Genomic DNA, 23,763 nt, shown 5'->3' on the forward strand with positions numbered 1-23,763 from the left:
TATGAAGTACAAAGATATCGTTTCCATTCCGAATAGTTTGGTTTTTGATCTATGAGGAGGTGCTTTCTTCTTACCTATTTAATTTTTCTTTACACAGCGTTGTTTATTTATGTCCGACTACTTAGATAACCAATATCTACTGACTGATAATGATGACACCAGTATTCCGCAATCAGCCTTTGGCAAACCTATATTCGGGTTATCAGGTAATGATAACTTGACGGGAAGTGCCGATAATGACACCATCTATGGTAACGAAGGTGCTGATACCATAGATGGCGGTGATGGGAACGATAACTTGTTTGGAGGTAAAAAATCGGATCAATTGTCTGGTGGTAATGGGAATGACTTCTTGAGTGGGAATAATGAGAATGATACTCTCACGGGTGGCGATGGTAATGATACCTTACGCGGTGGTAAGGAAAATGATGTTTTGATTGGTGGGAATGGGGATGATGAATTGTGGGGCGATAAGGGTTTCGATGTGCTCACCGGTGGCGCAGGAAAGGATACCTTTGTATTACAATATACGGCTACTAACCCTTCTCAAGCTGATGTGATTACTGACTTCTCTTCCGATGATAAAATCAAGTTGATTGGTGCCACTTTCAGTCAATTAACTTTTGAGTCGGTTAATGTCATCTTAGATGGTGCAAATGCTGTAGCATCAACGGCGATTAAATCGGGGAATGATTACTTGGGAGTGGTTTATAATCTGAATCCAACGGCTCTTAATAGTGGCTCTTTCTTGTAAGATTGCTGAGAAAGGCTATATACCAATAGTCATCACAGGGAGGCTTTCGCCTCCCTTTTTGGCTGTTATGGTTGGAGTGAGTGCTAATACGATTACATCTGCTAATTTTCGGCTGATTTAGGGATACGAAATATCTGGAAAAGAAACCGGGTTTCTGGGAATTACCCACAAGCTAAGAAACCCGGTTTCTGAGATGATTTAGGTTGGGATACGAAATATCTGGGAAAGAAACCGGGTTTCTGGTAATTACTCACAGGCTAAGAAACCCGGTTTTTCGATATATGGTTACACCTATCCCTAGAATTATTGCGTCCAGAACTATGATTGCAATGACCAGTCTTCAAACTTGAATCCAGGGATTCTTTCAAAATCTCGGCGATTCCGGGTTAGTAGAATACCACTCTTTGAAAGTGCAATCGCGGCAATCCGTAAATCTTGCGTGCCAACGCGGATTTTTTGTTGCAAAAATTCCATATAATAATGTTGAGCATCTTGATCGAAGTCAAGCAACTCAAAATCGGTTAGATAGTTAATGGTTTTTCGCAGACTTGCATAAGCTGATACTATTTCATCCTCTGATTTAGCTCGTCTGATACGGTTAAGTCGTCCATACATTTGCTCTTCAAATGTAACGATTGTAATGGCAATATCTTTTGAATTAACTGCACTGACACGCTGCACTATTTGTGGATTTCCCTGCTGAAAAAGTGTGGCATGGTCTGTATCAAATATCCACAAAGTCACTTAGCTATTTCCTCCATTGCACTTTGATTTATGGATTCTGCCTCGTCGAGTCGATCGCAATATTCTGCCATTTCTGCATCTCTGTCGCGGCGCAATTCTGCAATATCTTCTAGCATCTCATCAAAGTGTGGATCATTTTTAAAGGCTCCGGCCCACTTCATTAAATGATTTTCAGCTTTGGGAATCTCTACTGTCAAAGAGACTATTTCGACTCTTTTTAAACGCTCGATCAACAATCGGTGCAAAATTCTTAAAGCTTCTTCTTTACTAGAGCCTGAGCTTCTACACTCTGGCAATTCCCAAACCATTGCGCTGTAAAGTTCTTCATCATGCTGTTCAATCAGAACTTGATAAGTTAATTGAGTTAAAGGATTTGGAGTAGCGGTTAATACTCTGGTATTCATAGTTTGTTGGGGTTGGTTATATTTGGCATTTTAAAACATTGTTTTTATATTTGGTCACATTGTTGCACCATGATCGAATTTAGTTGTTATCGCCGTTCCGTAAAACTAACAACTTTAATCGTCATTATATCACAATCATTAAAAGTATTGCCAAGAAAACAACTCTATGGTACAATTGGAGATTGTGAATATTAATCAAAAGTAAAGTAATAAGCCGGGAGAAATTCAAATGACACAGCAAACCCTGCACGGAACCAGCCGTAAAAGAAAAAGAACCTCCGGTTTTCGCGCCAGAATGCGTACCGCAACTGGTCGATTGGTAATCAAGGCCCGCCGCAGCAAAGGTCGCCACCGTCTCGCAGTCTAGCACTGCGTTCAGTGACCCGATCGCGATCGCAGCCATGTTGCCCGAAACAAACCGACTCAAGCACCGAAAAGACTTCAGCGCTGTTTACCGCAAAGGAATGCGCCGTAATTCCGCTCATCTCAGCTTAAGAGCTCTGCGGAAACCAAAAAGCGTCACCTTAGCCCAACCGACAGCCGAAAAATCCTTGCAGCCCACTCGCACAGGCATTTCTATCAGCCTGAAAGTGAGCAAACGTGCTGTAGTCCGCAACCGGATTAAGCGCCAGATTCGTGCTGCTTTGCGACACCTATTGCCCCGATTAAAATTTGGCTGGGATTTAGTAATTGTCGTGCGTCCGATCGCACAAGAGTGCAATTATGCAGAAATTCTGCAAGAATTAGAGCAGTTGTTGGTAGAAGCCGAGGTACTAGATGGGAATTCGAGAGGAAGTATATTATGAAGGCGGCCCCGCGCCCGGTGACTTGATCATTAACTTACTCCTGGCCCTGACTGTAGTGGGTATTCCCCTCGCAGTTGGAGCCATTGTCCGAGCTCTATGGCTGCGCTATCGGATCACCAGCCGTCGCGTGTCCATCACTAGCGGTTGGATGGGTGGCGATCGCACTGACGTGATCTACTCAGATATAGTCAAAATTGTGACGGTGCCACGCGGTTTTGGGACCTATGGAGACATGGTGCTGACTCTGAAAAGTGGCAGTCGTCTGGAACTCAGATCTATGCCGAAATTCCGATCGGTCTATGATTACATTAACGAAAAACTGCCCGCCGCAGCTCAAAAAACCAACGCAGCTCAAACTAAATAACAGCTTTAACCTCTCTCAAAAAAAGGTTAAGTTAGTTCGAGTATTGGCAAATTCATTATCAAAAAACCGCTAACGGGCGATCGATCGATAGCCAATGTCGTGACGCTCCCATACCAACCATTAGGGTATGGTTAGGGCATCTGAGTCCCGCCTGTGGATATCAAGATCTTCCTTCAAGGTACTCCAATTGTTTCCCTCTACGGCGTTTTATAGTGAGGAACGCGACCTGCCCCACTTGTCACATGAAAGGTTTTTGACAAAGACCCAGATTGTGATTCTTTGATCTTTGATAGGAGTATTTTACCAGAATTATGACTCAGAGTGCTCGTCTCGTCGCCACCTTTAAGAATGCTGGTTGGCTCTCGCCCAACATCGCATTCTGGATCGCTCTAGCGCGTCGCGAGGCTTTCATCCCACAGCAAATCAAAGATTATACTGTGGGGATTCCCACCTGTCTAGCTAAATTAACTCAAAGCGAATGGATTTTGGTATCTCATTTCTCTCCAGCAACCTCATGCTGCCGATCCTGGATTTTTTCTACGGGATCGTGCCAAGCTATGGTTTAGCGATCGTAGCTCTGACGCTCGTGATTCGCTTTGCTCTTTATCCTCTCAATGCAGGCTCTCTTCGCAATATGCGGCGCATGAAAGTAGCGCAGCCGTTGATGAAAGAGCGAGTAGATCAAATTCAAAAACTCTATAAAGACAATCCTGCTAAACAGCAGGAGGAAATGAGCAAAGTATACAAAGAATTTGGTAATCCTCTAGCAGGATGTTTCCCATTAGTGATCCAAATGCCAGTGCTATTTGCGCTGTTTGCCACACTCAGGGGTTCGCCGTTTTCTGACATAAATTACAGCGTTAACATCCAAGTCTTGCCAAAAGAACAAATGGAAGTTGTTCAACCGCAAGCCTTTGCGACACCACCGCAAAATATTTACGTGACAGGTACTTTTCACGCTCCCATTATTGGCGTAATTCCAGGCGGCGACAAACTCGCAGTCGGCGACAAAACCAAAATTGAATTTCAAACCCCAGAGGGTAAACCTCTGAGCGCTGTAGCGACAGAAAACAAGAGCGAAACAGACTTTGTACCCCGGTGGACAATCACCAAAGGCGAAGAACTGGCAAAGATAGACGAACAGGGCAACATCGTAGCCATAGCGCCCGGTGATGTGACAGTTCAAGGCACAATCCCCGGATTGGCCACTAACAAAGGATTCCTGTTTATCGAAGCTCTAGGCCGCGTTGGTGCGATCGACCCTGATGGTACAATCCACTGGGATATTTTGGTCATGATCCTCGGCTTTGGTATCAGCTTGTATATCAACCAAACCCTTTCGGGACAAGCCCAAGGACCAAACGACAACCCTCAACAGGCTACAGTTAACAAACTCACACCTGTGATATTTTCGGGGATGTTTTTGTTCTTCCCGCTGCCTGCCGGCGTGTTGATGTATATGCTGATTGCTAACATTTTCCAGACAGTTCAATCGTTCATTTTGTCGCGAGAACCACTGCCGGAAAACCTGCAAAAAATAGTGGATGAAGCAGAGGCGAAAACCAAAAAAGAGCAGGGATTAGATGCGATTCCCTTTGAGCCTAAGCGTCCCAAGAAAAAAGCTTGATGTTAACAATGAAAGACTCTCAAATGCAGCGCGGACAGCAATGGTTAGAAGAATTTCTAAAACTGTCCGCCATTCCATCAAAAGTGGTATGTGAACAACAAGCAGATTGCTATTGGATGACCATAGATGAAAGCAATCTGACTCCCGAACAAATTGCAATTTTGGTAGGACCAAACGGTGATGTACTAGATGCTATTCAGTACCTCTGCAACACGGTTGTAAATATAGCTCACGAAGCAGAAGATCCAATTGCTTATACAGTGGAACTCAATGGCTATCGAATTCGTCGCCAAGAGGAACTGCGATCGATGGCAGAATACGCAGCACAGCAAGCCCGGATGACTGGAGTAGAAGTTGAACTCAAATCGCTCTCTTCGGCTGAACGCCGTCAAGTACACAGCTTTTTGAGTGAATCTGAGGATATAGAAACTTACAGTCAAGGACAAGAACCCGATCGGCGTTTAGTAGTGCGTCTGCGCTGAGGGTAAGAAGAAGGAAGAAGTTACCCCCCCAAGGGCAGGGCTGTTTCATTCTGGTGACAAATCATCGTTTTGTAGGGGTAGTGGATGGTGCGTGCCTACCCTCCCCGTCCTTTTCTATAATTCTTCAATATTCAATCTAAAATCTAAAATCTAAAATAGGCTGAGGTTCAGAAGGCTGAGGATGATTATGGAGACAATTTATATCCCTCGTCTACTCTCAAAATCAGAGCAGACAGAGGTAATTGAGTTTGATGAATTTATTCCCGACTTAGCATCTCTAACTCCTGTGCGAGGAAGATTGCAAGTGACTCACCAAGGAACTTATCTGGAGGTGAAGGCGAAAGCAGAAACCATTGTTACTCTCACTTGTCATAGATGTTTGAAACAGTACAATCACAGATTGGTGTTGAAATCATCGGAATTAATTTGGCTGGATAAAGATGCCGATCGCCCAGATACAAATCCGATAGAAATGAAAGTGGAGTTTGAAGATTTGGTGGAAACTTTGTCGCCAACTGGTTCTTTTTCTCCGAGTGCTTGGCTGTACGAGCAACTGTGTCTGGCAGAACCCCACAAACAAATATGTGATGCTAAATGCGTGGGAATCGTTGTCAATGATGATGCCAATACAGAAAGTTCAGAAACTACTATATCTGATAGTCGTTGGGCATCTCTGGCGGCACTGAAACGAAAATTGCCTTAGATAAGAGCAGCAGCATAAGAGCAGCAGCAGTCGGCGGTTGAAACCGCGTCTACATAAACAAAGTCCGGATGGTGCGCGGACTAAGAAAGAAGAGCGATATTTAAGCATTAAAACAAATAACAAACAACAAATAATCAATAACAAATAACAAACAACAGACAACAAATAACAAATAACAAATAACAAACAACCAATAACAAATGACCAATTTTAGTGATGAGTTTGAACTGCTGTTACGATCGCGCTACCCCCTAATTTACATTCCCACACGAGAAGAAGAACGAGTAGAAGTGGCGATCGCTCAAAGTGCCAAAAAACAGGGTGCTCGCGCTGTATACATCTGGGATTTTGTAGATGGCTACCAAGGTAATCCCAACGATGCGGGTTTTGGCAAGCGCAACCCCTTACAAGCTTTGGAATTTCTGGAAAAACTGCCCCCATCTGCGCCAGCAATCTTTATTTTGCGGGATTTTCAGCGGTTTTTAGAAGATGTAGCAATTTCCCGCCAACTGCGGAATTTGGCCAGACGCCTCAAATCTCAACCCAAAAATATTGTCATCGTATCTCCCATTGTTTCAATCCCGGAAGACCTCAGCGAAGTAATCACAGTTTTGGAGTTTCCCCTACCTGCGGCAGCGGAAATCAAAATTGAGGTGGAAAAGCTGTTAGGGGGGATTGGACAGGTCATAGAAGGGCGTTTGCTGGATGACATGGTGCGCTCCTGTCAAGGGCTTTCTATGGAAAGAATTCGACGAGTTCTGGCAAAGGCGATCGCCACCAGAGGCGAACTCCATTCCAACGACGCAGAACTGATTTTAGAAGAAAAACGCCAAACTATCCGCCAAACTCAAATTCTGGATTTTTACCCAGCCCGCGAAAACATCTCCGATATCGGCGGTTTGGATAATCTCAAAGAATGGTTGCTGCGGCGCGGTGGTGCTTTTTCCGATCGCGCCCGTCAATACGGTTTACCCCATCCCAGAGGTTTGTTGTTAGTGGGAATTCAAGGCACCGGCAAATCTTTAACTGCAAAGGCGATCGCCCATCACTGGCATTTACCCCTACTCCGCTTGGATGTCGGACGCCTATTTGCCGGATTAGTCGGCGAATCGGAATCTCGCACCAGACAAATGATTCAGCTAGCGGAAGCTTTAGCACCTTGCGTGCTCTGGATTGACGAGATTGACAAAGCATTTGGGGGATTGGATGGTAAAGGAGATTCGGGAACCACTAGCCGAGTGTTTGGGACTTTTATTACCTGGCTAGCCGAAAAAACTTCTCCCGTATTTGTAGTAGCAACGGCGAACAACATTCAGTCTTTACCACCAGAAATGCTCAGAAAAGGTAGGTTTGACGAAATATTTTTTGTAGGTTTGCCTAGTCAGGAGGAACGGCGGGCAATTTTTGAGGTACATTTGTTGCGGTTGCGATCGCACAGCATCAAAAATTACGATGTAGAGCGTTTGGCTTACGAAACTCCTGATTTTTCCGGGGCAGAAATCGAGCAAACATTGATCGAGGCGATGCACATTGGGTTTAGCCAGAATCGAGATTTCACCACAGATGATATTTTAGAATCAGCTAGCCAAATGGTACCCTTGGCAAGAACTGCCCAAGAACAAATCCAGTTTCTCCAAGATTGGGCTGCTGCGGGGAAAGCTCGTCTTGCTTCTCGATACGGCAGTTTAAGTCGCCGAATTCAAGGATAAACTTTTGAAGTAATCAGGAATCAGGAATCAGGAATCAGGAAAATTTTCGCAACTCTCTCCCTCTCCCCCTCTCCCCCATCTGCCCCTGTCCCACTTCCCCATCTCTCTTGCTTAAATAGCGGCTTTATGAACAGTTTGTATAGTTTTTTCAAGTTTTTAGTTGGCTTTTTATTAGCCATCGTGCTAATGGCAGGCGCTAGTGTGGCGGCTGCACTTTATTTTGCCGCTAAACTCACCACCATCCCTGAAAGACCTGTTTTTCCTAACGACAAAAAAGTAGTTCAGATTGCCAACGCCAAGCCTACGTCAACAGCGAAAGCTAGTCCGGTTTCAGAGTCTAGCGATACTCCCTCACCAAAACCGCTAGAACCGGGAGCCTACCGAGCTCTGGTTACTCAGCCGATTGGCTTGATTTTACGGGATAGTGCCAACCGAGATGCCAACCGCATTGGTGGTGTCGGTTACAACGAAAAAGTGGTGGTTTTGGAAGATTCCCCTGATAAAGAGTGGCAGCGAATTCGGGTTGAGGATGGCAATCGTGAAGGTTGGGTCAAGGGTGGCAATACTGAAAAAGTTGAGGGTCAATGAAAATATGTTAAGAAACCTAGCAAAACTTTAAGGTTACTTGCAAAACCCAGTCCGTTGTCAATTTTTTAAGGAATAGTTAAGTAGGTCGCTCTCAATCAACCTCAAATGTCCATGACCCGTGATAACCCTGACTTTTTAGAGACGTCGGGGTTCTGAAATCAGTGGTATTTTTAGCAGCCACCAGATAAAATATTAAGCAATCATCGCCAAAAACACATCATCCTTCGGGACTAAAGGCTAAGATGTGCTTGCCAACTTTTTGCTGACGAGCACGTCAACAGAAACAGTGATGCTATCTTGGTCGTTACCTGCAACTATATTTTGAGTGGAATTTTTTTTGATAAACAGGGGTGCTAGGTGTATACAGGTAAAACTTAGTCTCGATAGATTGAGTCACAGACCAAAATAGAGTTTTGGTAGTTTTCCCACATAGCCCAGCTACAATTTCACAATCAAAAGTTATGGAATATCTTGCTTATCTCGAACTTGCTCTGGCTGACGAAGCATCCACAGAGTCTCCAATTTTAGAGGGGATTAAGTGGAAACACTTATCCAGCCATACTTATTTCCGTTTATTATCTTTGGCTTTAATACTCTCGGTGGTGAGTGCAGCTAGTTCGGCTTTTGCTCAAATAAATCCAGGAAACCCCAATTTGCGAGCAGTTCAAGACCGATTGCGACAGTTGGGCTATTTTAACAGAAGTTCCACCGGTCAACTCGGCCCCCTCACTCAACAAGCTTTGACTAGCTTTCAGCGAGACTATCAACTATCCCTGACGGGAAGACCCGATCGCGATACAGTATCAGCACTCAATAGTTTAGGGGTGAAAACTCAAGCTTATAGAACTGTGGATACCAATAATTATCGGGAGTTGCGCTTTGGAGACAAGGGTGAAGATGTTTTAGTTCTCCAGCGGGAATTGCAGCAGTTGGGCTATTTTACAACAACTCCAACTGGTACTTTTGGCAGAATTACTGAAGAAGCTGTCAGAAGTTTCCAACAAATTAACCGACTCTCGGTAACTGGTGTGGCTGACAGCCAAACTTTAGCTTTGCTCTTAGGACCCTCCCAGCCCCAGCCAACGACTCCGACTCCCGAAGTTATTTCTGGAAATGGGGGTTGCAGAGGGTTGCGCTTTGGAGACAGAGGAGCGACGGTAGACTTGATTCAGCGGCAGTTAAAGGATTTGGGCTATTTTAAAGGCCCTGTTGATGGCAAGTTTCGGGAACGTACTCTCTATGCTGTTACTCGTTTTCAGCAAGATAATTTTCTGGTAACAGATGGCTGTGCTGACACGGCTACTTTGATTGCGATAGATACCCGGAGGGCTGAGTTTCAAGCTACTTTTTTTCCGAGAGAAAGTAAACAGCCAAATTTTGTGGTGGACTTTCTCCAGTTCGGTGACACGGGCCGACAAGTAGAGCAGTTACAGCAGCGACTGCAAGTATTGCGCTACTATGCAGGTCCGATTCATGGTTTGTTCGATCGAGCTACTGAGGCCGCCCTGATTCGGTTTCAGACAGCTAACCGCCTGTCGGGGACTGGAAAGGTCGATAGACAGACTCAGGGAGCTTTACAGCAAAGTCAGAACCAAACTGCACAGACAGTTCCCCCTAGGGGCGTGAGCATACCACAGGTCGATCGAGGTTCTACAGTACCAATTAGCATCAGTTCTCGATCGAGCATTTACCAGTTACAAAGACGACTGCGAGACCTCAGCTTTTACAATGGCCCCATTAGTGGAGTGTTGGATGCTCCGACTCAAGCCGCTCTCGACCAAGCTCAGCGCAGTTACCGGGTCAGTAGTGACGATTTGTTGACCAAAACTTTTTAGCCAAGGCAGCACCAATATTTGTTAATTATTGTAACAATTCGTACTTAAAAACCGAATATAGGTGTATGTTTACTCACTTGATTCCGGGGCGTTGCCATTTTGGGCGATCGACCTCGGACAAGACCAATTACTCGAAACCAAAGAGGGCCATCCCATTCTCAAAGCTTCGTGACAAACAGTATGAATGGTGAGCTGGCAGTCGAGGAGGTGCAACCCTGACTTTTCAGCTTGCTTCATCCCAATTTTTAAGATCGAATCGTTGTTAAATTCGATCGTGCGGTTGCACTGAACGCAGACTAAGTGATGGTGGTGGTGCGGATAAGGCTGGTTTATTTCATAGTGTTTGTGACCTTCTGCTAGTTCGAGTTCCCGCAACAAGCTCATCCTTGCCATTAACTTTAAAGTTCGGTAAATAGTGGATAAGCTAATGTTTTCTCCGCGATTTTTCAACAAAGTATACAAATCCTCCGCACTCAGGTGGTTGCCTTTGGGGAGGTTCTGAAAAACGTGCAAGATGGTTTCCCGTTGAGGAGTCATCCGCCAGCCTTTGTCATTGAGTTCCGATTTGAAGGAAGAAGCTGTGTAAAGTGCCATAGTGACCCTCTCAAGAAAGTCTGTCTATTGACAATCATACACAACGATCGGGATATTTTTCAAATATCAAAGCTTATTGATAATTTCTAAAGACAGGAGAACCCGGACTTCTTGAAGAAGTCCGGGTTCTTACATCACAGGATTGTGGATGTGGCAACTTTAACCTAGAGACTCTAAATAATCCCGCACGCGGTTGCGACGCTTGGGCTGACGCAGCTTTTGCAAAGCTTTAGCTTCGATTTGGCGGACTCGCTCGCGGGATAAGTCCAAAGCACGACCAATTTCTGCCAGTGAGTAGGGGTGTCCGTCACCCAAACCGAACCGCATCAGAATCACATCTCGTTCGCGACTGCTCAAATCTGCCAACAGTTGCTGCAAGTCCCGGTGCAAAGCTTCTCGCATCAACATTTCTTCAGGCGATACGCAGTCTGTTTCGAGCAAGTCGCCCAACTCCGTATCTTTCTCGTTGCCAACTTTAGTTTCTAACGAAACAGAACGGGGTACTCTCAGCAAAACTTCCCGCACTTGGATTGGAGTCATATCCAACTCCACAGCGATATCTTCTATAGTGGCTGTCCGACCTTTTTCTTGAGAAATTTTACGCTGGGCTTTTTTAATTTTATTCAGCTTTTCGGTAATGTGAACCGGGAGGCGGATGGTACGGCTTTGAGTTGCGATCGCCCGTGTAATTCCCTGGCGAATCCACCAGTAGGCGTAGGTGCTAAATCGATAGCCCCGCGTCGGATCGAACTTTTCCACAGCTCGTTCCAGTCCCAGAGTACCTTCTTGTATCAAGTCTAGTAGTTCTAAGCCACGATTTTGATATTTTTTCGCCACCGAAACGACTAGGCGCAGGTTAGCCTTAATCATGTGGTCTTTAGCTTCGACACCTTCAGTTTGAGTCCTTTCCAAGGTCTCTACTGTCATCTCTGCTAACTCGGCCCAGTGGCGCTTACCTTCGCTCATAATCCGCTTGAGCTCGGACACATCATCGACACCGGCGGTGGTGGCCCAACGTTCCAAGGAAGGTTTGTGTCCCAACTGTGCGGCCAAGCGATCGCGCACCTCAATTAAATGCACGAAGCCCTGAATCTTTCCTTCTTCCTGCGAAGCGGCGGTGTTCCGCAATTCTAGCAATTTGATATAGCGCTGAACTTTTTGAGCTTCGGAGACTTCCTCATCTCGACCTAACAGACGTACCCGCCCTATTTCTTGGAGGTACAGCCGCACTAAATCAGTAGTGCGGCGATTGGCATTTTTTTGAGACTTTGCTGCTGAGTCTGCATCTTCAGTCTCTGCTGTTTCTTGGTCGATGAGTTCGTCTCCAGCTTCTTCAGCATCCTCATCCAACACATCATCTTGCAAGGGATTTACTCGCAGTTGTTCGTCGAATTCAGCTTCAGCGTAAAAAGAGGTGGCTGGCATAGTGATTTTCTCAGTGGCTCCGGGTGAAAAGATGCTACGCTTAGCGGTTATTTATATTTATGATGCCCATTTTGTTAGGACGAAGCATCACCGCTTTTTGTTTCTTTACTAATTTTCCTGACTGGAATACTGTTGTCCGATCGAACTTTGACTCACCATCTTGTTTTAGTAACTTTCTGGAAAATGCCAAGAACTTTCTGATGTAACAGTTTGGAGACCAGGAAAGTGTGTTCTACTTCTTTGTTTATGTAGCTAGTATAGATAATCTCTAGCTATAAACAAGTGACTCTCGTCAGAAGTTAAGTTAATCTTCATCACCGATCGGCTGGTTCCCGATCACTTCTGAAAATTAGTTGCTTTTTTCATAAAACTTCATAAACTCTCAGGTTTAGACGCCAGCGATCGCCCAACCGAGCATTTCTACCGAGGGTAAAGTTCCATCAGTTCCCTCACCTGTTCGGCATGATAAGAACTGCGAGTTAAGGGAGAAGCCACAACCTGCAAGAAGCCCAAAGATTCACCAAATTCTCTCCAAGCATCAAACTGTTCCGGTGTCACAAAGTTTTCCACGTTTAAGTGTTTTTGACTAGGTTGCAGGTACTGTCCAATTGTCAAAATATCGCACCCCACAGCGCGCAACTCCTGCATAGCCTCACGAACTTCCTCGTCTGTTTCTCCAAGTCCCACCATAATCCCAGATTTTGTGTAAACCTCTGGTGCGATTTCCCGGCTGCGCTGCAACATTTCCAGAGAGCGATCGTACTTGGCCTGTGGTCGCACTTTCCGGTAAAGTCGTTTGACAGTTTCAGTATTATGGTTGAGTACCTCCGGCTTAGCTCCCAGAATAATTGCCAAAGCTTGCCAATTGCCACACAAATCGGGAATCAAAACTTCTATAGTCGTCTGTGGCATCACAGAACGAACTGCTTGAATGCAGTGCACAAACTGGGATGCACCGCCATCAGGCAAATCATCCCGATTCACCGAGGTAATCACCACATGGTTTAATTTCAGGCGCTCTACTGCTTGCGCCAATCTTTCCGGCTCCGTCGGATCTAGAGGTTGGGGCTTTTTCTCAAAGTCAATGTCACAGTAAGGACAAGCGCGGGTACAGGCTGGCCCCATGATTAAAAATGTGGCAGTACCTGCATTGAAGCACTCGCCGATATTGGGACACGAAGCCTCTTCGCAAACCGTATTCAGGGCTAAATCCCGCAAAATTTCCTTAACGTTGCCGACGCGCTCCCACTGGGGGGCTTTGACTCGCAACCACTGTGGCTTTACTGTCACGTCTGTCTTTGCCTGGTTAGTATTTTACAAATTATTATATACTATATTGTTCAATTTCGAGTTGAATATGATATAATGTTCAAACATTGACTTGATTCGGGATGTAGCGCAGCTTGGTAGCGCACCTCGTTCGGGACGAGGGGGGCGCAGGTTCAAATCCTGTCATCCCGATTTAACTTAATCCTTTATTTCTTTAGGAAAAAGCTTTGGGAAAAAGCGGATTTGATATCACTTCCGACCAAGCCACAAGTGATATCAAATCCGGTATTCATCGTCATACTAAATCTGGGAAAACTTCGCGGACAGCAGGATGCACCAATCGGTGATGCTGCACGTTCAATCCCTTGGCTAAACTAGGATTGGTTTCCAAAGCTTTAATCCCGAAATTTGCCAACTGCAAAACATAAGGCAAAGTGCTGTTATTCAAAGCTTGAGTCGCAGTCCAAGGCACTGCACCAGGCATATTTGGTACACCATAATGCACGACTCCTTCCTCAATATAGGTAGGATTGGTGTGAGAAGTTACCCGCAAAGTTTCTACGCAACCGCCTTGGTCAACTGCGACATCAACTATCACAGAACCGGGGTGCATTTTGGCAACAAATTCGCGAGAAACTAGAATAGGAGCTTTTTTGCCCAACACCAAAACCGCACCGATTAACAAATCAGCATCGGGGATAACGGCTTCAATTTGCAAAGGACTGCTGTAGAGGTATTCCACTCTGGAACCGAACAGAGTTTCTAAATAGGCTAGGCGATCGACATTGACATCCAAAATCTGCACTCTAGCGCCCATTCCCACAGCAATACGCGCTGCTTCCGTGCCCACGATTCCGCCGCCCAAAATCACAACTTTGCCCGGTCTTACCCCTGGTACACCTCCCAAAAGTACGCCCCGGCCTCCTTGCTGGCGTTCCAAAAACCGAGCCCCGAACTGCACGGCCAAACGCCCTGCAATAATACTCATGGGGGTTAGCAGTGGCAATTTCCTGTCGGGGAGTTCGACAGTTTCGTAGGCGATCGCCTGGACTCCACTTTCCATTAAATGTTCGGTTAACGTGCGATCGGCCGCTAAATGCAAGTATGTAAATAGCAACTGCTCTTTTTGGATCAGCGGGTACTCAGCAGGTAAGGGTTCCTTAACTTTAACAATTAGTTCCCGATTCCAGACATCCTCCGGCTTTGAGACAATCTTAGCCCCTGCTTGAATGTAGTCTTCGTCGGCGAAACCAGCCCCAGCGCCTGCATTAGTTTCCACAAAAACTGTGTGGCCTTTGTCTGAACAAGCCCGGACACTTGTGGGGCTCAGGCCAACTCGAAACTCTAAATCCTTGATTTCCTTGGGGACACCTATTTCCATCTATAAACCTCAAATTTTAGCCATACTTCGATCGAATCTAGCTTATAAATTATCCCATCGGCATCATATCATGCCCCATGTCAGCAATTGAGACCCCCCACAAATCTGGCGAAGTAGGGGATTTGGAGATACTAGGTTTGGAAATCATACTGTGGGGGCGAACAATTGTTTGATTTTCAGCCAGTGCGATCGCAATTTCCCAAAATTGTCATTTTCCATCAAATAAATCCTGTTTTTAGCTTTCTCTAACTCTAACTGAAGCTGTTGGATTTGAATTTGGGCACTATCCCAGTCTGAATCCTCATCTGGCAACTGAATTCGCACTTCCTTGTCGTCGCTGTTTTTCTTGATTGCAATATCGTGATAGCCGAGAGACTGTAGTGCCAAAAATACGATTTCCCAGTTATTAGCTAAACAAAATTCATTGACCGCTCTGGCAACACCATAAGGCATAATTTCGCATATAGACCAATTTGTATAATCGTTAAAAACCATCATCCCGTCGGATTTTACTTTTTTATATCCTCGATCGATATCTTTGCATACACCTTCATAAGCGTGGTCAGCATCAATATAGATCCAGTCAAAATACTCATCGGGAAACTTACTTAAAATTGTCGATGAATCGCCTTCGTGAAGCTCTATTTTCCCATCTTTTATTCCCTCTTGCAACAGGATTTTTTGTTTCTGAGTTAGCTCGGTTTTAAATAATTGCAAATTATTATCTATGATATGCAGCTTTTTGGGTTTAGTAATATAAAATATTTTTTCGGCAAAGTTTCCATATTGAGTTCCTACCTCAGCAACCACACTATCTTTAGGCAGGTATTCTAACAGTTTTGCCCGACTTTCAACTAAACGGCAATTCTTGACATGGCGATTTTGCAGAATCGGGGAAGAAATTAGGAAGGGATTGATATCTAAATTGCTCCATTTTTCATTATCCCAGCCCTTAGTCGCTTCTACAAATTTTTTTTTGTATTTGATAAAATCAAACATAGTATTCTGAAGGTAAGTGAACTAAAAATCTAGACAAAACTGTTCGTAATCAGGACTTAAGTCCTCGATGGTCGCACAGGAGCGATTCACCACGTCTCAAAAAAAATGCCACGCATACCTAGCTTAACATTCGATCGCGGAACTCTTCTGCTACATCCACCACCAACAGGCAGAGACTGGGTGGACTTTGCCACATGGGACGATCGCGTCGAAAAATTCCGCATTCGGGCGATTCACTACCGTCCCCTGGTAGAATGCCTCCAGGCCGATTGTGTCAACTTCACCGACCTTGCCCGCGCCTACGAACAACTCGAACTCGTACCCAGCGTGGAAATGCAGCCTTATCCACATCAAGAACAAGCCCTGGCTGCATGGCTGCAAGCCGGTAGTCAAGGAGTTGTGGTGCTTCCCACGGCTTCCGGGAAAACTTACCTGGCACAATTAGCCATGCAAGTCACTGGTCGCAGTACATTAATTGTAGTGCCAACTTTGGATTTAATGCACCAGTGGTATGCTAATTTAAAAGCAGCTTTTCCCAAAATCGAAATTGGATTGTTGGGCGGAGGTTCGCGGGACAAAACGCCGATTTTAGTAGCAACTTATGATAGCGCCAGTATTCATGCAGAAACCTTGGGCAACAAATACGGCTTGCTAGTTTTTGATGAATGTCATCACTTACCCACGGACTTTTTTCGAGTAATTTCCGAATATGCGATCGCGCCTTTTCGACTGGGACTAACAGCCACACCCGATCGCACCGACGGCCGCCATAGCGATTTACATTTCCTGATTGGTCCGACAGTTTTTAGCAGAAGACCTGAAGACTTGGCTGGCGATGCTTTAGCCGAACACAAGATAGTCCAACTCATGGTAAAACTGTCAAAAGAAGAAGGCGATCGCTACCGCGAATTAATCAACACTCGCAACGACTTCTTAAAACAGTCTAACATTAAAATATCCACTCTCGAAGGATGGAAAAAGTTTATCATGGCCAGCGCGCGATCGGCGATCGGACGCCAAGCCATGCTAGCCCACAACCAAGCCAAAGCCATCGCCCTTTGTACCGAAGGCAAACTACGAATATTAGGCGAATTACTAGAAAAACATTACCCGCAGCGCACCCTAATTTTCACGGCCGACAATGCCACAGTTTACCGAATCTCCCAAGAATTTCTGATTCCCACAATCACCCACCAAACCCCGGTTAAAGAACGCCATGAAATCCTGCAAAAATTTCGCAGCGGCGAATACAAAACCCTGGTAGCCTCCCACGTCCTCAACGAAGGAGTGGACGTTCCCGATGCCAGAATTGCTATTATATTATCAGGCACTGGTAGCGAACGGGAATACATCCAACGTCTAGGTCGAGTTTTGCGGAAAAGCAGCGATGTAAATAAACTAGCAATTCTCTACGAAGTCGTCACCGAGAACACCAGCGAAGAAAGAACATCCCAGCGGCGTCGAGGTGGAATGCAATTTGAGAAACCGAAACTACCAACCATAATAGAACCACCACAATCCGAACCTCAGCAACTAGAAATATTCCAGCCAACACCTATTTACGGAGTCAATCGCCAGACAACCAAGCGCGCGGCCGAGTCGCCTCAAAAATGGGGAGAAAATAATGATGGAGAAAATGAAGATTGAATATGGCCAATTTAATGTATAATCTCAGAAACAACTAATTCAGAGTACCTAACAATGAGCGATATCCCACAAATAACTAACTTTAAAGTTTTCCCCAAACATACAGGAGTTTGGGAGGGAGACTGGACAATACTCGATGCCGACTGCAAGGAAAAGCAGAAATTTACAGCAGTGTTAACCCAGAAAATAGTTGACAACCAGTGGAGGCAAACTAACGTTCAAACTTATGCCAATGGCAAGAGTGAAACCCAAAATTTTGTGGGTCATGTTGTCGGTGAAGGGCAAGTGGAAATTGAAGGTCACGACTCTGTTTTTTCCAACTACAAAACACTAGCGACAGAAGTTGGAGATAATTTGATAATTTTTCAAGTATGGGACAAAGCAACTGGCTTTCTGAGGGCGGTTGAAACAATCAATTTGATTAATTCGGGTGAGCGAATTCGGACTACCCAAAGCTTGACCGCAGAGGGGAAACTCAGGGGAGTTATGGTGATTGTTGAACGAAGAATAGAGTAAAACTTTTCACTGCTTATGCTACCCACTGAGTTACTAAGTCACCGCCAAAACGGCGAATCGATCGTCCCCCTACGCCTCAAGATAGATGCTAAAAACATAGAAGCAGCTACGGAAATGATCGACTGCTTCCAAGAGTCGATCGGCAAAACCCAAGGCGAACTAGACAAACGGTTGCAAGAACTAGAAGGCGACAGCCCCGACTACCGGCTCAAACGCGGACTAGCCCACCTGCTGAAAGGCGGTTTCAGCACCTTTGAAGTCATCAGCCCCCTAGAACCAATTGCATTGAGACAGCGCGTATTTGCCCTAGCAGCGCAATCCGTACCCAGCAACAATTCCACCCAATTAACCCTCGAAACATTAGCACTTGAACTAGGTCAAGAATTAAATAGAGAAGTTTTAACCAATGAAATAACTACAGGTTTATACGCAGATTTAAACGAAAATAAAATCCTTACCCAATTCGATACACCCACACCAGAAGCACTCTTACATCGGTACAACCTTTCTCAAGTCCAAGGCATATTTTATCGTGCAAGTCAAGTCCAATTAACCGCTCACCGCAACGATCCAGGAGAATACAAACTCCTATTTCGCTATCTGAAACTATTTCAGTTAATGACCTACATAGAAGGCGATGCAGACCACGGTTTCACCCTCACCATCGACGGGCCGACAAGCTTATTCAAACCCAGCACCCGCTACGGCTTAGCCCTAGCAAAAATGCTCCCCGCCCTGCTACACGTCACCAAATGGAGTATGCACTCAACACTGCAAACAAAAGACCCTTTTACCGGCGTATTAAAAACAGGTAAATTCACCCTAAATTCCGAGTGTGGCTTAGTCAGCCACTATCCCCCAGGAAAACCCTATGATAGTATGTTAGAAGCAGCATTTGCTGAAAGATGGAGTTCCACAAAAACCGAGTGGCAACTGGAACGAGAAGTTGATTTAATTCCCATTCCAGGTAGTGTGATGATTCCCGATTTTAGGTTGGTGCATCCAGACGGGAGAGTGTTTTTATTAGAAATAGTTGGTTATTGGCGGCCGGAGTATTTGCAAAAGAAATTTGCACAAGTACATAAGTCAGATTGCGATAATTTGATTTTGGCTATTTCCGAACGGCTGAATTTGGAAAAAGCTGGGGTGAAGGTAAAAGATGTTCCAGCAAAAGTCATCTGGTTTAAAGATAAATTGCTACCCAAATCAGTCTTGGAAGTCCTCGAATAATATGCTAATCCGCCCATAATTTGCGAACTTCTTTCTTTCTCTGCGCCCTCTGCGCCCTCTGCGGTTCAAAAAAATCCTCAAAACAAATCGCACATTCCACGCTATACTAAAATCAGAACATCCCCGCATCCTTGCCACCGCCTCCTCTCACCCTAAAATTGATTGAACAATGGCAGACACAAGTATCGTCGATAAAATCAAAAAGCTGCTAGCCCTCGCCACTTCATCCAATGAAAATGAATCGACTGCGGCGGCCGAAAAAGCTTCCCTTTTGCTAGCACAATACAATCTCAGTCTCGCTGATTTAGGCCCGAATCAACAGGAAGAAATTAGCGAAAGTGGAGTGGAAACTACACCGCGCTATGTGACTTGGAAGATGATTTTGCTTTCGGGAATTGGTGAAGCTAACGGTTGTAATGCGATGCGAAATAGTTATACTGGTAGTATGTTTTTGGTGGGAACTTCTACTAATTTGATTGTGTGTACCCATCTTTACGAGTATTTGAGTCAGGCGATCGAACGAAGGGCGAAATACCGCAAAGGAAGTGGGAGAGGATTGGCGTACCTCAATGCTTTTCGGGTGGGCTGCGCGACGAGATTGAGACAGAGATTGCTGGAACAAAAGCAGCAAATGGAAGAGTCGGGGATTCCGGGTGTGGGGGATGTGGTGGCGACTCCGGCGATTGTGGTGCGATCGATGTTTGAGAAGAATCAACAGGCGATCGCAAAGTATTTAGAGACTTTAGGTGGTAAAGTTAAAACGAGAACTGGTTCTCAAATCAGCAGCGAGGCTGGTTTTAACACTGGGTATGAAGTAGGCGATCAAATTAGTTTGCACAAGCAAGTGAAACCACAAGGTGAGATGAAACAACTCAATGAAAGTCTTTGAGTTTAAACTCAGATATTGCACAATTCTCAACTAGCCTTTTATGAACAGGCAAGATGCCTGTTCCACAAGAAAATAGAGTCTTTGTGGAACGGGCATCTTGCCCGTTGCTGACATTGGTGTAACATCTCAGTTTAAATACACTTACCAATTCAACTTAATACTGTTAATCCCTATGCCCTATAGTTCTTTCACCACAATCAGTAAAGTCAAAGAAGCATTTAATCTAACCACTGTAGAAGCCGTTCGTTTTTTGCCTAATATTGACCCAATTACCCCTTCTCAAACATTGATTGCTTTTTTGGAAGAAAGCCTACCGTTAGCCTCATCTGCAAGCGAAAAAGCTCGTTCTGAAGGAATTATTTATCCTGTCTTGTTAGAAGCGAGACGAATTTTGCAGCGACGAGTCAGTTTATTTTCAGGAGAAGACTTCACAGTAGATGAATCAATGGGATTGAACGGAATGTGCGATTTTCTTTTTAGCCGTTCAGAAGAAATTCTAGAAATTGAAGCACCGGCAGTCATTATTGTGGAGGCCAAAAAATCCGATCTCAGAACAGGATTCGGACAATGTATTGCTGAGATGGTGGCTGCACAAAAATTTAATGAGGCTAAGAAAAAGCCGATTCCCATAATTTACGGTTCAGTCACCAATGGCACTCAGTGGCGATTTTTGAAACTAGAAGGGCAAGTAGTAACAATTGATTTGATTGATTATCCACTGCCTCCTGTCGATCAAATTTTGGGCTTTTTGGTATGGATGGCACGGGAAATTTAGCTGATTTTGATTACAAAGAAAAGTTAGCCCGTGGAGAAATTCAATGGTTTGCCGATCGCCACGAACTACCAAATCCTCTAATCATTGTATCTTATAGTCGCCTTACTCTGTTTTGAGTAGGCTACTGCGTACAGCAAGTAAAGCAGTTGTTCGGCAGAAAGCTCGCTCATAAGTTCCTCTTGTCCACTGGTACTGGGCTGAACGTGGATGGTACTTTAGAGAATACCACGCTTCATACTCCTAAAGCAGTCATATTGATTACTTAATGCTTGGGGACTTGACAAGTGAGAGCGGACAATCGGCAAAGGTTGAGTCTGTAAGCTACAGTTAAATTTTACTAGAAGCGATCGCACTTAATCAATCAACTCCGCTTCTTCAAAAATTAGTCGAGTCGTCAACTCCAAACCGAGCAACAACTCATCCACAATCTGCATATTATCTGTATAAACTTGACTAGAACCATCGGGGAAAAAACTTCTAATTAAAATAGCCTCTGGATCAACCACCCAAACTCGCAGAACACCCGCAGCCAAATAATCTTTCGCCTTCTCTTCAAATTCCTGCATCGTTTGATCCGGCGATATAATATCAATCACCAATTCAGGAATTGCCGGACAAGCTTCATTTCGCCGCCAACTTTTCGGTAAACGTTCATAGGAAATGTAGGTTAAATCTGGAACAGGTGCCCAATCTTTACCCTGACGTTTTAACAAAATTGCCCATTCTGGCAACACTCGCCCCCGTCCTTTACACCATGCACGAATTACGCGACACAAAGCAAACTGTAAAGTTGAATGAAAAAATTTAGGAGACATTTTAGGAACTGCTAGACCATCTACTAATTCATAATACACATCTCCGTCGGGCAAATCTAGAAATTCTGCTAAAGTGAGTTTGGTTCCGATGCCTATCATGATTCCTAGCCCTCTCGCTAATTAATTGATATATTTATTGTATCCCTATTTATTTACTTGTCATTATACCAAAGCGATCGCACTTTCATCTCCCTTCACCACCAACTCCCTGAAAAACCGCTATAATGGGATACGGTGCAAAATGTGAACAACCAACAACCAAACATTATGTTCTTAGTAACCGGAGCAACAGGCGCACTCGGCCGCCGCATAGTACGAGAAATTAGACAGCAAGAAAAACCCGTCCGCGCATTTGTTCGCCTCGCATCCCGCTACTCAGAACTAGAAAACCGAGGCGCAGAAATTTTCATCGGCGACTTGAAACAAGATAAGGATATTAAAAAAGCCTGCCAAGGAGTGAAATGCGTCATCAGCACCCACGGCACTGGTGGCGACGTTCAAGCCGTACACTACCGCGCTAACATAGAATTGATCGACTGCGCCAAAGAAGCCGGAGTTGAGCATTTTGTATTTCTTTCGGTACTGGGAGTCGATCGCGGATACGAAGATTCCGCAGTATTTAAAGCCAAGCGAGAAGTCGAAAAATACCTGCAAAACAGCGGATTGAATTATACAATCCTGCGGCCCGCCGGTTTTGCTTCCAGCTTGTTACCCTTAGCAGAAAGGTTTCGAGAAACCGGACTTTACCTGCTGATTGGCGACGGCAAAAACCGCACCTCTGTTGTCAGTACCGACGACTTAGCTCGTATTGCTGTAGACTCGTCAACTGTGGAAGGGGCGCGCAACCAAATTCTGCCCGTCGGCGGCCCGGATGTGCTGACAAGAGATGACATTGCGCGCATTTTTGGACGCTTATTCGATCGCGAACCTGTAATCATTAACCCGCCACTGGTGGTGTTTGACGGATTGCGAAATGCCTTGGGTTTTTTGAACCCTCAAGCTCAAAAAGGTTTGGGTACTTTACGGGTATTGCTAGGTAATGAATTTTTCTGTACCCCGGAAGAAGTGCATAACTTAGAAGCAATTTACGGCATCAAAATGGAATCCCTAGAAACTTTTTTGAAGCGCAACTTGAGTCTGTAAAATCAGTCCTATAGGGGACTGTGACAATTACAAGACTTACCTATTCTGGGAGCATCCAGATTTTGCATAGGCGAAGCATAACCGCAGACAATTTATTAGTTATAACCAGAGATTTACTGCGGTGATGCTTCGCCCCTACCAATATATTTGCACTCATTGAGATGCACCCCCTATTCTGAAGGAGAACACCGGGTTTTTGATGAAATCTCCTGGCTAGAACGAAGTATTTTATCAAAAAACCCGGTTTCTTAAGTTATAATCTATGCCCAATGACCTATCTTCCCAATGGACACAACTCCACGCTCAACTGCACCGGACCTTGCTACACCGCAAAATATTGCCCCCAAATCAGCGATTATTAGTAGCAGTATCCGGCGGGCAAGATTCTTTGTGTGCCATGAAATTACTGCTAGATTTGCAGCCAAAATGGGGCTGGCAATTAGCAATTGTTCACTGCGATCACCGCTGGCGTGTGGATTCGGAGGCTAATGCAAATCATGTAGAAAATTTAGCTAAACATTGGGGAATATCATATTATCAAAAAACCGCCGATCGCATTCCGAAAACTGAAGCAGCAGCCCGCAACTGGCGATATCAAAGTTTAACCGAAATTGCGATCGCCAATAACTACCCCTACATTATTACAGGCCACACAGCGAGCGATCGCGCCGAAACCCTCCTCTACAACCTAATTCGCGGTAGCGGTGCCGATGGACTTTCAGCCCTCACATGGGTTCGCCCCCTTGTCGATTTTCCATTGCCGATTTCAGATTGTAGATTAGAGAAGGTAAATGAAAATCCCGAATCGAAAATCCCCAATCTCAACTCTCAAATCTACTTAGTTCGTCCCTTGCTCGAAATAAGTCGATCGCAAACAGGCGAATTTTGTCAACAGCAAAAACTACCAGTTTGGGAAGATTCCACAAACCAGGATTTGCAATACGCCCGCAACCGGATTCGATCGGAATTATTACCTTATTTAGAAACTCATTTTAACCCCCAAACCCAACAAGCCCTCGCTCAAACAGCCGAAATCCTCCGCGCTGATGTCGAATATCTCGAAG

General features: G+C 44.9%; 25 protein-coding genes, 1 tRNA gene and 1 pseudogene. 19 read left to right on the forward strand and 8 right to left on the reverse strand.

Annotated elements, in window-relative coordinates; genetic code table 11:
- Nucleotides 1-109: 109 nt before the first annotated feature.
- On the forward strand, nucleotides 110-754 hold the full coding sequence (locus AAFP11_RS24175; RefSeq protein ID WP_341739325.1) for a calcium-binding protein: 645 nt from the start codon (nucleotides 110-112) through the stop codon (nucleotides 752-754).
- A gap of 318 nt (nucleotides 755-1,072) precedes the next feature.
- On the opposite strand, the gene AAFP11_RS24180 is transcribed toward AAFP11_RS24175, so the two are convergent.
- Together AAFP11_RS24180 and AAFP11_RS24185 are read right to left on the reverse strand one after the other, a co-directional pair.
- Nucleotides 1,073-1,498 (reverse strand): type II toxin-antitoxin system VapC family toxin, encoded by a 426-nt coding sequence (locus AAFP11_RS24180; protein ID WP_341739326.1) that lies wholly within the window; start codon nucleotides 1,496-1,498, stop codon nucleotides 1,073-1,075.
- Nucleotides 1,495-1,902: a type II toxin-antitoxin system HicB family antitoxin gene (locus AAFP11_RS24185; RefSeq protein ID WP_341739327.1), complete on the reverse strand. Its 408-nt coding sequence runs from the start codon at nucleotides 1,900-1,902 to the stop codon at nucleotides 1,495-1,497. Before AAFP11_RS24185 ends, AAFP11_RS24180 begins: the two co-directional genes overlap by 4 nt.
- A 229-nt stretch (nucleotides 1,903-2,131) precedes the next feature.
- On the opposite strand from AAFP11_RS24185, the gene rpmH reads away from it, so the two are divergent.
- The 9 genes from rpmH (at nucleotide 2,132) to AAFP11_RS24230 (ending at nucleotide 10,016) form a co-directional block, all read left to right on the forward strand.
- Nucleotides 2,132-2,269 carry a 50S ribosomal protein L34 gene (gene rpmH / locus AAFP11_RS24190; RefSeq protein WP_006632320.1) on the forward strand — a complete coding sequence of 46 codons (138 nt, stop codon included), beginning with the start codon at nucleotides 2,132-2,134 and terminating at the stop codon, nucleotides 2,267-2,269.
- Between the two features lie 34 nt (nucleotides 2,270-2,303).
- On the forward strand, nucleotides 2,304-2,708 hold the full coding sequence (rnpA, locus tag AAFP11_RS24195) for a ribonuclease P protein component (RefSeq protein WP_096830819.1): 405 nt from the start codon (nucleotides 2,304-2,306) through the stop codon (nucleotides 2,706-2,708).
- Nucleotides 2,680-3,072, forward strand: a complete 393-nt coding sequence (locus AAFP11_RS24200) for a PH domain-containing protein (protein WP_341739328.1) — start codon at nucleotides 2,680-2,682, stop codon at nucleotides 3,070-3,072. The genes rnpA and AAFP11_RS24200 overlap by 29 nt, the downstream gene beginning before the upstream one ends.
- Before the next feature lie 478 nt (nucleotides 3,073-3,550).
- Nucleotides 3,551-4,699 (forward strand): membrane protein insertase YidC, encoded by a 1,149-nt coding sequence (yidC, locus tag AAFP11_RS24205; protein WP_341739329.1) that lies wholly within the window; start codon nucleotides 3,551-3,553, stop codon nucleotides 4,697-4,699.
- An 8-nt stretch (nucleotides 4,700-4,707) separates the two neighbouring features.
- Complete coding sequence (locus AAFP11_RS24210; protein WP_341739346.1) at nucleotides 4,708-5,181, forward strand: R3H domain-containing nucleic acid-binding protein; 474 nt, start codon at nucleotides 4,708-4,710, stop codon at nucleotides 5,179-5,181.
- Between the two features lie 187 nt (nucleotides 5,182-5,368).
- Nucleotides 5,369-5,884 carry a YceD family protein gene (locus tag AAFP11_RS24215; RefSeq protein WP_341739330.1) on the forward strand — a complete coding sequence of 172 codons (516 nt, stop codon included), beginning with the start codon at nucleotides 5,369-5,371 and terminating at the stop codon, nucleotides 5,882-5,884.
- A gap of 200 nt (nucleotides 5,885-6,084) precedes the next feature.
- Entirely contained in the window at nucleotides 6,085-7,593 is a 1,509-nt protein-coding gene (locus AAFP11_RS24220) for an AAA family ATPase (protein ID WP_341739331.1), read from the forward strand.
- 126 nt (nucleotides 7,594-7,719) lie between these two features.
- Complete coding sequence (locus tag AAFP11_RS24225; RefSeq protein ID WP_341739332.1) at nucleotides 7,720-8,181, forward strand: SH3 domain-containing protein; 462 nt, start codon at nucleotides 7,720-7,722, stop codon at nucleotides 8,179-8,181.
- A 461-nt stretch (nucleotides 8,182-8,642) separates the two neighbouring features.
- The gene (locus AAFP11_RS24230) at nucleotides 8,643-10,016 is read left to right on the forward strand and encodes a peptidoglycan-binding protein (protein WP_341739333.1); all 1,374 of its coding nucleotides are present in this window, start codon (nucleotides 8,643-8,645) and stop codon (nucleotides 10,014-10,016) included.
- A gap of 69 nt (nucleotides 10,017-10,085) precedes the next feature.
- On the opposite strand, the gene AAFP11_RS24235 is transcribed toward AAFP11_RS24230, so the two are convergent.
- The 3 genes and pseudogenes from AAFP11_RS24235 to lipA form a co-directional block, all read right to left on the reverse strand.
- On the reverse strand, nucleotides 10,086-10,610 hold the full coding sequence (locus tag AAFP11_RS24235) for a transcriptional repressor (RefSeq protein ID WP_341739334.1): 525 nt from the start codon (nucleotides 10,608-10,610) through the stop codon (nucleotides 10,086-10,088).
- Nucleotides 10,611-10,769: 159 nt separating this feature from the next.
- The gene (sigC, locus tag AAFP11_RS24240; RefSeq protein ID WP_340523181.1) at nucleotides 10,770-12,035 is read right to left on the reverse strand and encodes an RNA polymerase sigma factor SigC; all 1,266 of its coding nucleotides are present in this window, start codon (nucleotides 12,033-12,035) and stop codon (nucleotides 10,770-10,772) included.
- Between the two features lie 420 nt (nucleotides 12,036-12,455).
- Nucleotides 12,456-13,331: pseudogene (lipA, locus tag AAFP11_RS24245) on the reverse strand (lipoyl synthase); the annotation flags it as partial.
- 91 nt (nucleotides 13,332-13,422) lie between these two features.
- Between lipA and AAFP11_RS24250 the strand changes: the two are divergent.
- A tRNA-Pro gene (locus tag AAFP11_RS24250) sits at nucleotides 13,423-13,496 on the forward strand.
- A gap of 103 nt (nucleotides 13,497-13,599) precedes the next feature.
- Here AAFP11_RS24250 and ald read toward each other — a convergent pair.
- Complete coding sequence (gene ald / locus AAFP11_RS24255) at nucleotides 13,600-14,685, reverse strand: alanine dehydrogenase (protein ID WP_341739335.1); 1,086 nt, start codon at nucleotides 14,683-14,685, stop codon at nucleotides 13,600-13,602.
- 144 nt (nucleotides 14,686-14,829) lie between these two features.
- Nucleotides 14,830-15,684: a class I SAM-dependent methyltransferase gene (locus tag AAFP11_RS24260; protein WP_341739336.1), complete on the reverse strand. Its 855-nt coding sequence runs from the start codon at nucleotides 15,682-15,684 to the stop codon at nucleotides 14,830-14,832.
- A gap of 105 nt (nucleotides 15,685-15,789) precedes the next feature.
- On the opposite strand from AAFP11_RS24260, the gene AAFP11_RS24265 reads away from it, so the two are divergent.
- The 6 genes from AAFP11_RS24265 to AAFP11_RS24290 all read left to right on the forward strand — a co-directional run bounded on the left by AAFP11_RS24265 (nucleotide 15,790) and on the right by AAFP11_RS24290 (nucleotide 20,857).
- On the forward strand, nucleotides 15,790-17,331 hold the full coding sequence (locus AAFP11_RS24265; RefSeq protein WP_341739337.1) for a DEAD/DEAH box helicase family protein: 1,542 nt from the start codon (nucleotides 15,790-15,792) through the stop codon (nucleotides 17,329-17,331).
- A 54-nt stretch (nucleotides 17,332-17,385) separates the two neighbouring features.
- Complete coding sequence (locus AAFP11_RS24270; RefSeq protein WP_341739338.1) at nucleotides 17,386-17,847, forward strand: hypothetical protein; 462 nt, start codon at nucleotides 17,386-17,388, stop codon at nucleotides 17,845-17,847.
- Nucleotides 17,848-17,862: 15 nt separating this feature from the next.
- Complete coding sequence (locus tag AAFP11_RS24275; RefSeq protein WP_341739339.1) at nucleotides 17,863-19,077, forward strand: DUF790 family protein; 1,215 nt, start codon at nucleotides 17,863-17,865, stop codon at nucleotides 19,075-19,077.
- 169 nt (nucleotides 19,078-19,246) lie between these two features.
- Entirely contained in the window at nucleotides 19,247-19,966 is a 720-nt protein-coding gene (locus AAFP11_RS24280) for a DUF2786 domain-containing protein (RefSeq protein ID WP_341739340.1), read from the forward strand.
- 172 nt (nucleotides 19,967-20,138) lie between these two features.
- Nucleotides 20,139-20,741 carry a hypothetical protein gene (locus AAFP11_RS24285; protein WP_341739341.1) on the forward strand — a complete coding sequence of 201 codons (603 nt, stop codon included), beginning with the start codon at nucleotides 20,139-20,141 and terminating at the stop codon, nucleotides 20,739-20,741.
- The gene (locus AAFP11_RS24290; RefSeq protein WP_341739342.1) at nucleotides 20,720-20,857 is read left to right on the forward strand and encodes a hypothetical protein; all 138 of its coding nucleotides are present in this window, start codon (nucleotides 20,720-20,722) and stop codon (nucleotides 20,855-20,857) included. Before AAFP11_RS24285 ends, AAFP11_RS24290 begins: the two co-directional genes overlap by 22 nt.
- A 237-nt stretch (nucleotides 20,858-21,094) precedes the next feature.
- Here the strand turns inward: AAFP11_RS24290 and AAFP11_RS24295 are convergent, their stop codons facing one another.
- Nucleotides 21,095-21,655 carry a Uma2 family endonuclease gene (locus AAFP11_RS24295; protein WP_341739343.1) on the reverse strand — a complete coding sequence of 187 codons (561 nt, stop codon included), beginning with the start codon at nucleotides 21,653-21,655 and terminating at the stop codon, nucleotides 21,095-21,097.
- Between the two features lie 168 nt (nucleotides 21,656-21,823).
- Between AAFP11_RS24295 and AAFP11_RS24300 the strand changes: the two genes are divergently transcribed.
- On the forward strand, nucleotides 21,824-22,699 hold the full coding sequence (locus AAFP11_RS24300) for an SDR family oxidoreductase (RefSeq protein ID WP_341739344.1): 876 nt from the start codon (nucleotides 21,824-21,826) through the stop codon (nucleotides 22,697-22,699).
- Between the two features lie 262 nt (nucleotides 22,700-22,961).
- A partial coding sequence (gene tilS, locus AAFP11_RS24305; RefSeq protein ID WP_341739345.1) for a tRNA lysidine(34) synthetase TilS occupies nucleotides 22,962-23,763 on the forward strand: 802 nt, incomplete at its 3' end.

Origin of the sequence: Microcoleus sp. CAWBG640, assembly GCF_020883015.1 — a bacterium.
In the GTDB taxonomy this organism is placed as follows: Bacteria; Cyanobacteriota; Cyanobacteriia; order Cyanobacteriales; family Microcoleaceae; genus Microcoleus; species Microcoleus anatoxicus.